General features: G+C 64.5%; 12 protein-coding genes. All 12 read right to left on the bottom strand.

Annotated elements, in window-relative coordinates; translation table 11 throughout:
• Positions 1–46 precede the first annotated feature (46 nt).
• Positions 47–1,393 (bottom strand): NADH-quinone oxidoreductase subunit NuoF, encoded by a 1,347-nt coding sequence (gene nuoF, locus VQ065_RS18955; RefSeq protein ID WP_003090462.1) that lies wholly within the window; start codon positions 1,391–1,393, stop codon positions 47–49.
• Positions 1,390–1,890 (bottom strand): NADH-quinone oxidoreductase subunit NuoE, encoded by a 501-nt coding sequence (nuoE, locus tag VQ065_RS18950; RefSeq protein ID WP_003090460.1) that lies wholly within the window; start codon positions 1,888–1,890, stop codon positions 1,390–1,392. Before nuoE ends, nuoF begins: the two co-directional genes overlap by 4 nt.
• A 1-nt stretch (position 1,891) precedes the next feature.
• Positions 1,892–3,673 (bottom strand): NADH-quinone oxidoreductase subunit C/D, encoded by a 1,782-nt coding sequence (gene nuoC, locus VQ065_RS18945; protein WP_003090458.1) that lies wholly within the window; start codon positions 3,671–3,673, stop codon positions 1,892–1,894.
• A gap of 80 nt (positions 3,674–3,753) precedes the next feature.
• Entirely contained in the window at positions 3,754–4,431 is a 678-nt protein-coding gene (locus VQ065_RS18940; protein ID WP_003090455.1) for a NuoB/complex I 20 kDa subunit family protein, read from the bottom strand.
• A 10-nt stretch (positions 4,432–4,441) separates the two neighbouring features.
• Positions 4,442–4,855: an NADH-quinone oxidoreductase subunit A gene (locus VQ065_RS18935; protein ID WP_003090452.1), complete on the bottom strand. Its 414-nt coding sequence runs from the start codon at positions 4,853–4,855 to the stop codon at positions 4,442–4,444.
• 598 nt (positions 4,856–5,453) lie between these two features.
• Positions 5,454–6,008: a DUF4442 domain-containing protein gene (locus VQ065_RS18930; protein ID WP_073660168.1), complete on the bottom strand. Its 555-nt coding sequence runs from the start codon at positions 6,006–6,008 to the stop codon at positions 5,454–5,456.
• A gap of 78 nt (positions 6,009–6,086) precedes the next feature.
• Positions 6,087–8,105 carry a PhoX family protein gene (locus tag VQ065_RS18925; RefSeq protein WP_003108746.1) on the bottom strand — a complete coding sequence of 673 codons (2,019 nt, stop codon included), beginning with the start codon at positions 8,103–8,105 and terminating at the stop codon, positions 6,087–6,089.
• Between the two features lie 178 nt (positions 8,106–8,283).
• The gene (locus VQ065_RS18920; RefSeq protein WP_003090447.1) at positions 8,284–9,879 is read right to left on the bottom strand and encodes an isocitrate lyase; all 1,596 of its coding nucleotides are present in this window, start codon (positions 9,877–9,879) and stop codon (positions 8,284–8,286) included.
• A 594-nt stretch (positions 9,880–10,473) separates the two neighbouring features.
• Positions 10,474–11,295: a secretin N-terminal domain-containing protein gene (locus tag VQ065_RS18915; protein ID WP_003090446.1), complete on the bottom strand. Its 822-nt coding sequence runs from the start codon at positions 11,293–11,295 to the stop codon at positions 10,474–10,476.
• Positions 11,292–11,912, bottom strand: a complete 621-nt coding sequence (locus tag VQ065_RS18910; RefSeq protein ID WP_003090445.1) for a DUF7931 domain-containing protein — start codon at positions 11,910–11,912, stop codon at positions 11,292–11,294. Before VQ065_RS18910 ends, VQ065_RS18915 begins: the two co-directional genes overlap by 4 nt.
• A gap of 6 nt (positions 11,913–11,918) precedes the next feature.
• On the bottom strand, positions 11,919–12,344 hold the full coding sequence (locus VQ065_RS18905; protein ID WP_003090444.1) for a GNAT family N-acetyltransferase: 426 nt from the start codon (positions 12,342–12,344) through the stop codon (positions 11,919–11,921).
• Positions 12,337–13,506, bottom strand: coding sequence for a ribosomal protein uL16 3-hydroxylase (locus VQ065_RS18900; RefSeq protein WP_003090443.1), 1,170 nt, complete (start codon positions 13,504–13,506; stop codon positions 12,337–12,339). The genes VQ065_RS18905 and VQ065_RS18900 overlap by 8 nt, the downstream gene beginning before the upstream one ends.
• Positions 13,507–13,565: the final 59 nt, after the last annotated feature.

Below are 13,565 nucleotides of genomic sequence, written 5' to 3'. Positions count from 1 at the left end.
CGACGACGAAACATCGCCGGACGGCTGGCCGTCCGGCTGCAAAGCATCAGGCGCCGACCGTTGCCGGGCGCGGCGCGGCCGAAGGCTGGCGGGAGATGCCCGCCTCGAATTCGGCACGGAAATACTTGAGGGCGCTGCCCAGCGGCTCGACGGCTCCCGGCGCGTGGGCGCAGAAGGTCTTGCCTGGGCCGAGGAAGTTGACCAACTGCTCGAGGGTCTCGAGGTCGCCGGGCTGGCCTTCGCCACGCTCCAGGGCGCGCAGCAGCTTCACGCTCCACGGCAGGCCGTCGCGGCAGGGGGTGCACCAGCCGCAGGACTCGCGGGCGAAGAACTCTTCCATGTTGCGCAGCAGGGAAACCATGTTGATGCTGTCGTCCACCGCCATGGCCAGGCCGGTGCCCATCCGGGTGCCGACCTTGGCGATGCCGCCGGCGAACATCTGCGCATCCAGGTGCTCCGGGAGCAGGAAGCCGGTACCGGCGCCGCCGGGCTGCCAGGCCTTGAGCTGGAAGCCGTCGCGCATGCCGCCGGCGTAGTCCTCGAACAGCTCGCGGGCGCTGACGCCGAACGGCAGTTCCCACAGGCCGGGGTTCTTCACCTTGCCGGAGAAGCCCATCAGCTTGGTGCCCATGTCTTCGCTGCCGGGGCGGGCCAGGGTCTTGTACCAGTCCACGCCGTTGCCGACGATGGCCGGCACGTTGCACAGCGTCTCCACGTTGTTCACGCAGGTCGGCTTGCCCCAGACGCCGACGGCGGCAGGGAAGGGCGGTTTGGAACGCGGGTTGGCGCGGCGGCCTTCCAGCGAGTTGATCAGCGCGGTCTCTTCGCCGCAGATGTAGCGGCCGGCACCGGTGTGGACGAACAGCTCGAAATCGAAGCCGCTGCCGAGGATGTTCTTGCCGAGCAGGCCGGCGGCCTTGGCTTCGTCGATGGCGCGGTTTAGGTTGCGCGCCGCATCGACGTATTCGCCGCGCAGGAAGATGTAGCCGCGGTAGGCCTTCAGCGCGCGCGCGGAAATCAGCATGCCTTCCACCAGCAGGTGCGGCAGCTGCTCCATGAGCATGCGGTCCTTCCAGGTGTTCGGCTCCATCTCGTCCGCGTTGCACAGCAGGTAGCGGATGTTCAGCGACTCGTCCTTCGGCATCAGGCCCCACTTCACGCCGGTGGGGAAGCCCGCGCCGCCGCGGCCCTTGAGGCCGGAGTCCTTGACGGTCTGGACGATGTCGTCCTGGGCCATCTGGGTCAGCGCCTTGCGCGCCGCGGCGTAGCCGTCCTTGCTCTGGTATTCCTCGAGCCAGACGGGCTGGGCGTCTTCGCGCAGGCGCCAGGTCAGCGGATGGGTTTCCGCCGAACGCGTCATGCGGTTGGCCGGACCAATGGAGGTAAGGGTCATACGTAGGCCTCCAGCAGTTTGGCGACACCGTCGGGACGCACGTCGCCATGGGTGTCGTCGTCGATCATCAGCGCCGGGGCCTTGTCGCAGTTGCCCAGGCAGCAGACCGGGAGCAGGGTGAAGCGTCCGTCGGCGGTAGTCTGGCCGAGACCGATGCCGAGTTGCTTCTGGATCTCGCCGACCACCGACTCGTGGCCGCCGATGTAGCAGACCATGCTGTCGCAGACGCGAATGATGTGGCGGCCCACCGGCTGGCGGAATATCTGACTATAGAAGGTGGCGACGCCTTCGACGTCGCTGGCCGGGATCCCCAGCACCTCGCCGATCGCCGGGATGGCGCCGTCCGGCACCCAGCCGCGCTGCTTCTGGACGATCTTCAGGGCTTCGATGGACGCCGCGCGCGGGTCCTCGTAGTGATGCATTTCATGCTCGATGGACGAGCGCTCGGTTTCGCTGAGGACGAAACGGTCGGTCTGAATCAGGTTGCTCTGGCTCATGTCAGCGGTCCACGTCAGCCATAACGAAATCGATGCTACCCAGGTAGGCGATCAGGTCCGCGATCATGCTGCCGTTGATCACCGAGGGGATCTGTTGCAGGTGCGCGAAGCTGGGCGTCCGGATACGCGTGCGGTAGCTCATGGTGCTGCCGTCGCTGGTCAGGTAGTAGCTGTTGATACCCTTGGTCGCCTCGATCATCTGGAAGGCTTCGTTGGCCGGCATGACCGGGCCCCAGGAAACCTGCAGGAAGTGGGTGATCAGGGTTTCGATGTGTTGCAGCGTGCGTTCTTTCGGCGGCGGCGTGGTCAGCGGATGGTCGGCCTTGTACGGGCCTTCCGGCATGTTCTTCAGGCACTGTTCGATGATCCGCAGGCTCTGGCGCATCTCGCCCATCTTGACCATGCAGCGGTCGTAGGCGTCGCCGTTGTGGGCCAGCGGTACCTCGAACTCGAAGTTCTCGTAGCCGGAGTAGGGGCGGGCCTTGCGCAGGTCGAAGTCGCAACCGGTGGCGCGCAGGCCGGCGCCGGTGGTGCCCCACTCGAGGGCTTCCTTGGTGTTGTACTGGGCGACGCCGATGGTCCGGCCGCGCAGGATGCTGTTCTTCAGGGCCGCGGTCTCGTACTCGTCGAGGCGCTTGGGCATCCAGTCGAGGAACTCGCGGACCAGCTTGTCCCAGCCGCGCGGCAGGTCGTGGGCGACGCCGCCGATGCGGTACCAGGCCGGGTGCAGGCGGAAGCCGGTGATGGCCTCGACCACCTTGTAGGCGCGCTGGCGGTCGGTGAAGGTGAAGAACACCGGGGTCATGGCGCCGACGTCCTGGATATAGGTGCCCAGGTACAGCAGGTGGTTCAGGATACGGAAGAACTCCGCCATCATGATCCGGATCACGTCGACCCGCTGCGGCACCTTGATCCCGGCGAGCTTCTCCACCGAGAGTACGTAGGGCAGGTTGTTCATCACCCCGCCGAGGTAGTCGATGCGGTCGGTGTAGGGGATGAAACTGTGCCAGGACTGGCGCTCGGCCATCTTCTCGGCGCCGCGGTGGTGGTAGCCGATCTCCGGGACGCAGTCGATGATCTCCTCGCCGTCCAGTTGCAGGATGATGCGGAACGCGCCGTGGGCGGACGGGTGGTTCGGGCCGAGGTTGAGGAACATGTAGTCCTCGTTCTCGCCGTGGCGCTTCATGCCCCAGTCTTCCGGCTTGAAGCGCAGGGCCTCCTGCTCCAGGTCCTGCTTGGCGGCGGACAGGGAGTAGGGATCGAACTCGGTGGCGCGCGCCGGGTAGTCCTTGCGCAGCGGATGGCCCTGCCAGGTCGGCGGCATCAGCATGCGGGTCAGGTGCGGGTGGCCGGTGAAGGTGATGCCGTACATGTCCCACACTTCGCGCTCGTACCAATTGGCATTGGGCCAGATACGGGTGGCGGTGGGCAGGTTGAGGTCGCGCTCGGACAAGGCGACCTTGATCATCACGTCACTATTACGCTCCAGCGACATCAGGTGGTAGAACACGCTGAAGTCGGCGCTCGGCAGGCCGCGGCGATGGGTGCGCAGCCGCTCGTCGACGCCGTGCAGGTCGTAGAGCATCACATAGGGCTTGGGTACCTGACGGAGGAAGGTCAGGACTTCGATCAGTCTTTCGCGCGGGACCCAGAGCACCGGCATGCCGGTACGGGTGGGCTGGACGGTGAAGGTCTCGGCGCCAAAGCGGGAATTCAGTTCGACGACGATATCCTGGTCGTCTGCCTTGTAAGGCGGGATGTACAGAGCGGAGTCTGCAGTCATGGTCTCGGTCGCTTTCGGTCAACGGTGGGGTGAACGCGGCTGGTCTCGGCCGGCCAGCGGGGCTGGCCGGGAGTTCCGGATCACACTTCGTCGGGGCTGCGCAGGTTGGTCACCTGGATGCGCTGCTCGCGTTTCAGGTCTTTCTGGGCCGGCATTTCGGCGCGGTAGACCCCCTGGTCGCCAACGACCCAGGACAACGGGCGGCGCTCCTGGCCGATGGACTCCTGCAGCAGCATCAGGCCTTGCAGGAACGCCTCCGGACGGGGCGGGCAGCCGGGGATGTAGACGTCCACGGGGAGGAACTTGTCGACCCCCTGGACCACCGAATAGATGTCGTACATGCCGCCGGAATTGGCGCACGAGCCCATGGAGATGACCCACTTGGGTTCGAGCATCTGCTCGTAGAGGCGCTGGATGACCGGGGCCATCTTGATGAAGCAGGTGCCGGCGATGACCATGAAGTCGGCCTGGCGCGGCGACGCCCGGATCACTTCGGCGCCGAAGCGGGCGATATCGTGCGGCGCGGTGAAGGCGGTGGTCATCTCCACGTAGCAGCACGACAGCCCGAAGTTATAGGGCCAGAGCGAGTTCTTGCGACCCCAGTTGACGGTGGAGTTCAGCACATCCTCGAGCTTGCCCATGAAGATGTTCTTGTGAACCTGGCCCTCGACCAGCGGGTCGGCTACGGTTTCCCGTTCGCCTATCGGGTATTGGTCGTTGGCCGCATCGGGATCGATCCGGGTAAGTTTGTATTGCATCGCCAAAGCCTCATTGTTTTAGCTTCGCCTGCCGCTTGCGACGGCTTTCGGGAGCCCAATCGAGCGCACCGATCCGCCAAAGATAGACAAGACCCGCCAACAGAATTGCTATGAAAATGGTTGCCTCGATCAGGCCGGCCCAGCCGCTTTCGCGAACCGACACCGACCAGGCGAAGAGGAAGAGGGCTTCGACGTCGAAGATCACGAAGAGCATCGCGACCAGATAGAATTTTGCCGAGAGACGCAGGCGTGCGCCTCCGGTGGGGACGATCCCGGATTCGAAGGGTTCGTTCTTGCTGCGACCAAATGCCTTGCTGCCAAGCAGGGACGAAACCCCTAGCATGAAGGCGAGAAGGCCAACGACCCCTAGAAGGAAGGCAGCGAATCCCCAGTGATGAGCTGCAAGTTCAGCTGGGTTTGGCATGCTGATACTCCTTCTGTACCGGATATATAAGATCGTGGGTTCTGGGCGCAATGCCCGACTTCTTGTGCAACCCGCTGCGTAGTGAGCTAAGGGTTGTATGTATCTTTCCGATTTTATGCCCAAAGCGCCGGACAAGTAAATTTTTCTAACACAAACAGACGCTTCTCTGCTTTTTTCAGCGCTTTGGTTAATCCCCGAAACCCTCGTGAATGCTGTCTTTGCGAGAAATGGCGCGGCCTGGCTGGCTTTTGGTCGTATTGCCGCGAAGCGTGGGGGAGGGCTCTTTGCAAGGCTTCAAACGATAATGAATATCGTTTGCAATGTCGCATCCGTATAACTTCGCTACATATATTCTTCGCCGCGTTACTATTGTTTACCCTTTTATTGGTAATTACTCTCGCCCAATCCGTTATTGCATTAAACCGGGAATATTTTCCGGGCCGGGGCATGGCGGTTTTTCTTCTTTCCGCACCATGGCAACCCGGCTGCGGCGCCGCCTGGGGCTGCGCCCGCGGTTATTCGTGACGGATGCGAAGGCGCTGGGCAAGGTTTGCGGCGGTTCGCTTCGCAGCGCAGATGTAGTCGCTCTGGAGGTGCGCTACCTAGGGGCTGCGGTAGCGTCCCGGGGTTTCTTGCCGACCCAGGCCCAGACCATCTCGCAGACGATCGGCTGGTTGCCGTTCTCGTCGCTGACCAACACCGCCACGCGGACCTCGCCCTTGTCCTGTTGCCGGATCTGCTCGATCTGTCCGGCCTCCAGCGTCGCGATGGCGGTCAGGTCGCCCTGGGCGCGCTTGAGATAGTCGATCTTCATGGTCTTGATCAGCGGCAGCTTGTCGTCCGGTACGTTCATTCCGACCAGGAAGCCGCTGGCCGACTCGGCGAGCAAGGCCATCGCCGCGGCATGGATACCTTTTATGTGGTTCTGCACCGGTCGACGGTTCTTCAGGCTGAGGATAGCGCGCTCCTGCCCCAGTTCATGGATGCGCACCCTCGCCGTGCCGGCGAAGCGCACCTGGGAGCCCAGCAGCAGCGTCAGGCTGCGGCTGCGCAGGCGGCGGGGGAGGAGGTTGATGGCGCCGACGGCGCGGCTGAGACGATTGCGCTTGGGCATGCTGGCGTCCTTCCATAGAGAGGGGAGCCTGCATTCCACCCGCTTTGCCCGGGCTTGCCCACGGCTGTAGCGGCGACCTGCGCCGGCATTCCGGCCAACGCAGGTCGTCGTGGCGCGTCAGAGCAGGCGTCGGCCGTCTTCGCGGGTGATCACCACGGTGGCCGAGCGTGGCCGGCGGCCCGGCCCGTCCGGCCAGGTGCTGAGGAGGTTATCGGCGGTCGAGCCTTCCCCCGGGTGCTGGATGTTGATGAACAGCGTACGGAAGTCCGGCGTCGCGGCAATGCCGGTCACCTCGCAACCCAGTGGACCGGTGAGGAAGCGCTTCAGTTCGCCGGTGCGCGGGTCGGCCACCAGCATCTGGTTGTTGCCGAACGGGCCGCTGCTCAACTGGCTGCCGCTCATGTCGGTCTGGATCCACAGGCGGCCTTCCGGGTCGAACCAGAGGCCGTCGGGGCTGGCCAGGATATTGTCCTGGTTCAGCGGCTTGCCGTCCGGGCCGCGGCTGTCTTCGCCGGGACCGGCGAGCATGAACAGGTCCCAGGTGAAGCGTTGGCCGGCATAGTCGCGGCTGCGTTCGCGCCAGCGGATGATATGGCCGTAGGCGTTCTTCACCCGTGGGTTGGCCGCGTCGGCGACGGTGCGCGACGTGTTGTTGGTGAGGGTGAAGTAGACGTCACCGTTGTCCGGGTTGACCGCGCCCCACTCCGGGCGATCCATCTTGGTCGCGCCGAGGACATCGGCGGCCAGGCGGGTGTTGATCAGCACTTCGCCCTGGTCGGCGAAGCTCACCCCGGCCTTGCGACAGGCCGCGCGGAAGTTGCCGTCGGCGATGTCCAGCGGCAGCCACTGGCCGCTGCCATCGGCGTTGAAGCGGGCGACGTAGAGGGTGCCTTCGTCGAGCAGGCGAGCGTTGCTGCGACCCGGACGGAACTTGTCGCGGCTGACGTACTTGTAGATGTACTCGTTCTGCGAGTCGTCGCCGGAGTAGCAGACTACCTGGCGGCCCGGCTTGACCGGGGCGAAGACCAGGCCTTCGTGGGCGAAGCGGCCGAGAGCGGTGCGCTTGACCGGTACCGATTGCGGGTCGAACGGGTCGATCTCGACGATCCAGCCGAAGTTGTTCGGTTCGTTGCGGTAGTCGTCCTGGGCCTGTTTGCCCTTGCGGGTGGCGTCGAAGCGCTCGAACTCGTCGCCCGCCAGGGTCTCCCAGCCGAAACGGCTGGTGTTGCGAATACCGTAGCGGGTCAGTTCGCGCGGCAGTTCGCTGTCCTGGGTGGAGAAATAGCCGACCCAGTTCTCCTCGCAGGTGAGGTAGGTGCCCCAGGGGGTGAAACCGTTGGAACAGTTGTTATGGGTGCCGCGGGTGCGGGTGCCGTCCGGACTGTGGCGGGTGCGCAGCAGTTCGTGGCCGCGCGCCGGGCCGGCGATACGCATCGGCGTGGCGGCGGTGATCCGCCGATTGCGTTGCGACGGTACGACATTCCACTCGCCACGCACGTTGCGACGGATCTCCACGACGGAAACGCCATGGGCGTTGATTTCCTTGCGCACTTCATCGGCGACGGTGCGCTTGCCATCGACCACGGTCGGGCCATTGGTGTGCAGCAGCGGCGCGTCGATGTATTCATGGTTGAGCACCAGCAGGCCATGGTTGCTGATGTGTCCGCCGCCGAAGCCGAACTGCGCGTCGATCGGGAAGAAGTGCATGCCGTCGTGGTGCATGCCGATCTGTTCGGCCTGGTCCTGGGCGCTGTTGCTGGCGTCGTCGAGGAATCCCGGATAACTGCCGCTGATCGGGGTGCCCCAGGGTATGAAGGGCGTCGCCTTGTAGCCGGCGGGCACCCGGATGGTATCGGCGCGGCCGCTGGCGATGGCTTCGAAGGGTAAGCGGTTGCGGCGTTTGAAAGGCAAGCCGCGCAGGCCTTCCGCGGCGGGCGCCTGCGCTTCGGCGGGAGCGGCGCTGGCGGGGAGCGCGACGCCGAGGAAGGCGAGGGCGCCGAGCGCCGCGCCGCCGGCCAGGACCTGGCGGCGGCCGAGGCCGGCGATCAGGTCGTTCATGTGCGGGTTGTTCGAATGGTTGCTGGGCAACTCGTCGCCATCACCGAACAGGATGGCATCTTTTTTCTCCAGGCTCACGGACGTGCTCCTTGTGGGCTGATCGACGGAGCATTGACGCTAACCGCTGAAAGCGACGGGACGATGACAGGCACTCGAGGCCTTTTGCCATGATCCGGAAATGAAAAACCCCGGCCGGAGCCGGGGTTTTCGCGAGGCGGGCCGGGCAGATCGTGGCTGCCCGGCTGGCCCCTGTTCCTTAGTGGAACTGGTTCATGGTGTTGTCTTTGCCGCTGGCCTTCAGAGCGGCTTCGCCTGCGAAGTACTCTTTATGGTTGTCGCCGATGTCGGAGCCCGCCATGTTCTGGTGCTTGACGCAGGCGATGCCCTGGCGCAGTTCCTGGCGCTGCACGCCCTTCACGTAGGCCAGCATGCCTTCGTCGGCGAAGTAGCCCTTGGCCAGGTTGTCGGTGGACAGCGCGGCGGTGTGGTAGGTCGGCAGGGTGATCAGGTGGTGGAAGATGCCGGCGTGGGCCGAGCCATCGCGCTGGAAGGTGCGGATCTTCTCGTCGGCGACCTTGGCCAGCTCGGTGTCGTCGTACTCGACGCTCATCAGCTTGTTGCGGTCGTAGGCGGAAACGTCCTTGCCTTCGGCGACGAACGCATCGAACACCTGCTGGCGGAAGTTCAGGGTCCAGTTGAAGGACGGGCTGTTGTTGTAGACCAGCTTGGCGTTCGGAATCACTTCGCGGATGCGATCGACCATTGCCTTGATCTGGCCGACGTGCGGCTTCTCGGTTTCGATCCAGAGCAGGTCGGCGCCGTTCTGCAGCGAGGTGATGCAGTCCAGGACGCAGCGATCTTCGCCGGTGCCCTTGCGGAACTGGAACAGGTTGGAAGCCAGGCGCTTCGGACGCAGCAGCTTGCCTTCGCGCTTGATCACGACGTCGCCGTTGCCCAGCTCGGCCTCGGAGATCTCTTCGCAATCCAGGAAGGAGTTGTACAGGTCGCCCAGGTCGCCCGGCTCGTTGGTCACGGCGATCTGCTTGGTCAGGCCGGCGCCCAGGGAGTCGGTACGGGCGACGATCACGCCATCGTCCACGCCCAGCTCGAGGAAGGCGTAGCGTACGGCATTGATCTTGGCGAGGAAGTCGATGTGCGGAACGGTGACCTTGCCGTCCTGGTGGCCGCACTGCTTCTCGTCGGACACCTGGTTTTCGATCTGGATGCAGCAGGCGCCGGCTTCGATCATCTTCTTGGCCAGCAGGTAGGTCGCCTCGGCGTTGCCGAAGCCGGCGTCGATGTCGGCGATGATCGGCACCACGTGGGTTTCGAAGTTGTCGATCTGGGCCAGCAGCTCGGCTTCCTTGGCCTTGTCGCCAGCGGCGCGGGCAGCGTCCAGGCCGGTGAACAGCAGGTCCAGCTCGCGGGCGTCAGCCTGGCGCAGGAAGGTGTACAGCTCTTCGATCAGGCCGGAAACCGCGGTTTTCTCGTGCATGGACTGGTCCGGTAGCGGGCCGAAGTCGGAGCGCAGCGCGGCGACCATCCAACCGGACAGGTAGAGGTAGCGCTTGTTGGTGGTCTTCAGGTGCTTCTTGATCGAGATCAGCTTCTGCTGCCCGATGAAGCCGTGCCAGCAACCCAGCGACTGGGTGTAGACGGAGGAGTCCGCATCGTATTCGGCCATGTCCTTGCGCATGATGGCCGCGGTGTACTTGGCGATATCCAGGCCGGTCTTGAAGCGGTTCTGGATACGCATGCGAGCTGCGTACTCGGGGTTGATCGCGCTCCAGCTGCTGCCGTTCTTCTCTTTCAGCGCGGCAACTGCCTTGATCTCGTTCTGATATGCGGACATGGTCAATCCTTCAAGAAATGTATTGGTTGAGCACCGACTGACCCACTCAAAACCTGCTGGTGAAGGTTGTCTTGCGGGTGGCTCACCGCTGCATGGCGAGAGAATGACCGTGGCGAAGAATGACGCCGAGGAGGGGGTGGAGACGAACAGTTCGCGGACCGTGCTTCTCGACTGGCTCAAGTGCCGTTCGGCTCGTGGTTGCCGGTGGGCGACTCGCTGTCGAGTCTTTCGATCTGGCTGATACGTAAACGCTTCCCCGTCCCTCAGGACAACTTCGTTCCAGTCGCAATCTCGTCAAGCCGCCTTGTGGGCAGATCAACACGGTGGAGGCCGAGGGCGTATCGGCGCAGGCACCGGGAGCTCGTCGTTTCAGAGCCCCTGATTAGCGGGAGCGGGGCCATCATGCTCTGGAAAAAATCCGTCGTCAAACGTTTTGTAGTGTTTTTTCAAGACTACTACACGAAGGTCTAAGAGTGACCGGATGGTCTTGTCTGGTCGAGATGTTTCCGTTTGCATCGAAAATGCCCGCAAGAGCCCGCGCCCCGCGGCTTTGCCGGAGCGGGAGGCAATTCGCGCTGGAAAGAGCGCCGTCGGTCAGTCGAGGGTTTCGACTTTCAGGCGCAGGCTGGTGTCGTCGCGTCCCTGGGTCGAGTAGCGACGCACGAAGCCGCGCTGGTCGGCCTGGTTCTGTTCGCTGACGCCGCCCAGGGTGATCCACTCGCCGAGCTTGCCGCTGACCCGGGTGTCGGTGCTCTGGGTATCGATGACGCCGGGATGGCTCTGGCTGAGGCGGTCATTGCTGGAGCTGATGGTGACGTGCACCAGGTTGCCGGTCAGCGTCGCGGTGACGTAGAAGCCGCGGTTGACGTTGCGGTATTCGGTCTGGCTGTAGATCTGCCCGTAGGGACCGGTGGCGGTGCTGGTGATGGGGACGCTCTGGCCGACCTGGATCAGCGCCGGGTAGCCCTCGGTGGCCTGGACCTGCTGGCTGCCGCCGGAACGGCTGTCGGTGGAGCGACGGATGATGCGGACGCGATCCTTGCCGTTGACCTCGCCGCGGCCGCTCTGGATCTCGATGTTGCCGGCGCTGGCCGAACCATCCACCGAATAGCCGCGGCTGTCCTGTTGCAGGTTCTCGCTGGTATCCACGGTGATCAGCAGGCGATGCGGGCGCGAGTCGATCTGCTGCAGGACCGATTGCAACTCGCGGATCTTCGCCGGCTCGGCATTGACGATCAGCTGGTTGCCATAGGCGGTGACCTTGCCTTCGCTGCCGATGACCGACTGGGCCACCGCCATCACGTCGTCGGCGGTGCGGTAGTTGAGCGGGATCACTTCGGTGCGCGGGGCGGCCGAGGCGCCGAGAACGACTGTCGCCAACAGCGAGGAGAGCAGGGTGGTGCGCAACAGGGTCACAGGAGGAAGCTCCGCAGGTCCGGGTCGGAAAGGCTGGTGTCCCAGGCCTGCTCGAAGCGGGCCTGGAGTTGACGCACCCGCCCGGCGGCACGGTAGCAGGCGTAGCCCGCCGGTTGCGCCGGTTTCGGGCGCAGTAGCAGGCCCTGGTCGTCGGCCAGGAGGAAGGCGTCGTCCTCTTTAGGGTAGTCCGGGTTGAGCCGGCGGATCAGGCAGTTGCTCGACAGGCGGCGCGAAAGGCTGATCAGGCGGTGGCCGTTGCGCACGGCCTGGGCGCTGTCGCCAACGAGGATACGCAGGCGATTGCGTGGATTGGCCAGGAGGAAACGGGTGCAGGCTTCCTGGATGCTGCTGTGGTGATAGAGCCAGCTTTCCAGGTCGGGACTGTGCAGGCAGAGCGTGCGGCGGGCCTGCTGCAGGAGGGCCAGGGCATGGGCGCGGGCTTCCTGCGGATGCTCGAAGCGCTCCAGCGGCTCATGTTCGCCGAGGCGGAATGGCGCTGGTTCCCAGCGTTCCGCGGGTGGTGCGGCGCTTGCCGGGTTGCGTACCGCAAAGCGCCCCGGAGAGCTGAATTCGATGGCCGGCAGGTCGGCCGGCGAGGTCTCCGGGGTGTCGCTCATCGGGCCTCAGTCGCTGTCGCGAACCATGTCGACATGGGGCAGGCCGGCGTCGAGGAACTCGCCGCTGTCGACCTTGAAGCCCAGTCGCTCGTAGAAGGGAATGGCGTAGACCTGCGCGGTCAGCAGTTGGCGCTTCAGGCCGCGTCGCTCGGCTTCCTCGATGGCCGCGCGCATCAGCGCGTCGCCGACCTTCAGGCCGCGCCAGTCCTTGAGTACCGAGACCCTGCCGATGTGCCCGTCGCCCAGCAGGCGCGCGGTGCCGATCGCGTATTCGCCTTCATAGGCGAGAAAATGCACGGCTTCGTCGTCTTCGGCGTCCCACTCCAGTTCCGGCGGAACCGACTGTTCGGCAATGAAGACCGCTTCGCGGATGCGGCGCAGCTCGGCATTGTCCTTCTGCCAGTCGGCTACGCGTACGCGGATCTTATTCATCTGCAAACTCCAAACTGCCCTGTTTGACCAACTCCGCCAACAGCTTACGCGCATCGTCGTCGGCCAGCCATTGGCCGAGGTTTTCCAGATGCAACGCATCGGCCGAGCAGACCAGCTTCAGCAGTTCCTTGAGCTGGCCGGGCAGGAGTACGCTCTGGCCGCTGGCGAACAGCACCAGGCCGATGTCGATCTCGCTCCAGGCCAGGCGGGCGCTGGGGTTGCGCACCAGCAGCGCGCCATCCTCGAGGGCGCCGAATAGCTCCTCTTCGGGGATATCCTCGCCGGCAACCAGTTCAGGATAGCGCGGCTCGGTCATGAACTGGCCGAACCAGGTCAGCAGCAGGCGCTCGTCGCTCATGTGCTCCTGGATCAGACCCTGCAGGCGCTCCAGAGCGTCGCGCTGGATCTGGTGCGGATCGTCGCCTACCGGTTGCAGGCCGGCATCGGTGTAGCGCTCCTCGTCGGAGAGGAACTGGCCGAGGAAGTCGGTGAAATGGGTCAGCACTTCGGCGGCGCTGGGCGCGCGGAAGCCGATCGAGTAGGTCATGCACTCGTCTTCGGCAATGCCGTAGTGGGCGAGGCGCGGGGGCAGGTAGAGCATGTCGCCGGGCTCCAGGACCCACTCGTCGCTCTGTTCGAAGTCGGCGAGGATGCGCAGGTCGGCGTGCTCGCGCAGCGGGCTGTCGCTGCTGCACATCTGTCCGACTTTCCAGCGCCGGCGTCCGTGGCCCTGAAGCAGGAATACGTCGTAGTTGTCGAAGTGCGGACCGACGCCGCCGCCGGGAGCGGCGTAGCTGATCATCACGTCGTCGATCCGCCAGCTGGGCAGGAAGCGGAATTGCTCCAGCAGTTGGGCGACTTCCGGGACGAACTGGTCGACCGCCTGCACCAGCAGGGTCCAGTCCTGTTCCGGCAGGTGCTGGTAGTCCTCCTCCTGGAACGGGCCACGGCGCATTTCCCACGGGGTTTTCCCGTGTTCGAGGACGATGCGCGATTCCACCGACTCCTCCAGCGACAGCCCGGCCAGCTCGTCGGCGGACAGCGGGCTTTCGAAGTCCGGGATCGCCTGGCGGACCAGCAGCGGTTTGCGCTGCCAGTAGTCGCGGAGGAATTCGGCAGCGGTCAGTCCGCCCAGAAGTTGCAGGGGAGTATCAGCATTCATGGTTAAGTCCTTGAAACAAAAACGCCCGGCGCAGCCGGGCGTGCAAAAGGGTTGCGTGC

The organism is Pseudomonas sp. KBN10P06128 (assembly GCF_037574945.1).
In the GTDB taxonomy this organism is placed as follows: Bacteria; Pseudomonadota; Gammaproteobacteria; order Pseudomonadales; family Pseudomonadaceae; genus Pseudomonas; species Pseudomonas aeruginosa.
The sequence above is the reverse complement of the archived record's forward strand: the minus strand, read 5'-3'. Positions and strand labels throughout refer to the sequence as shown.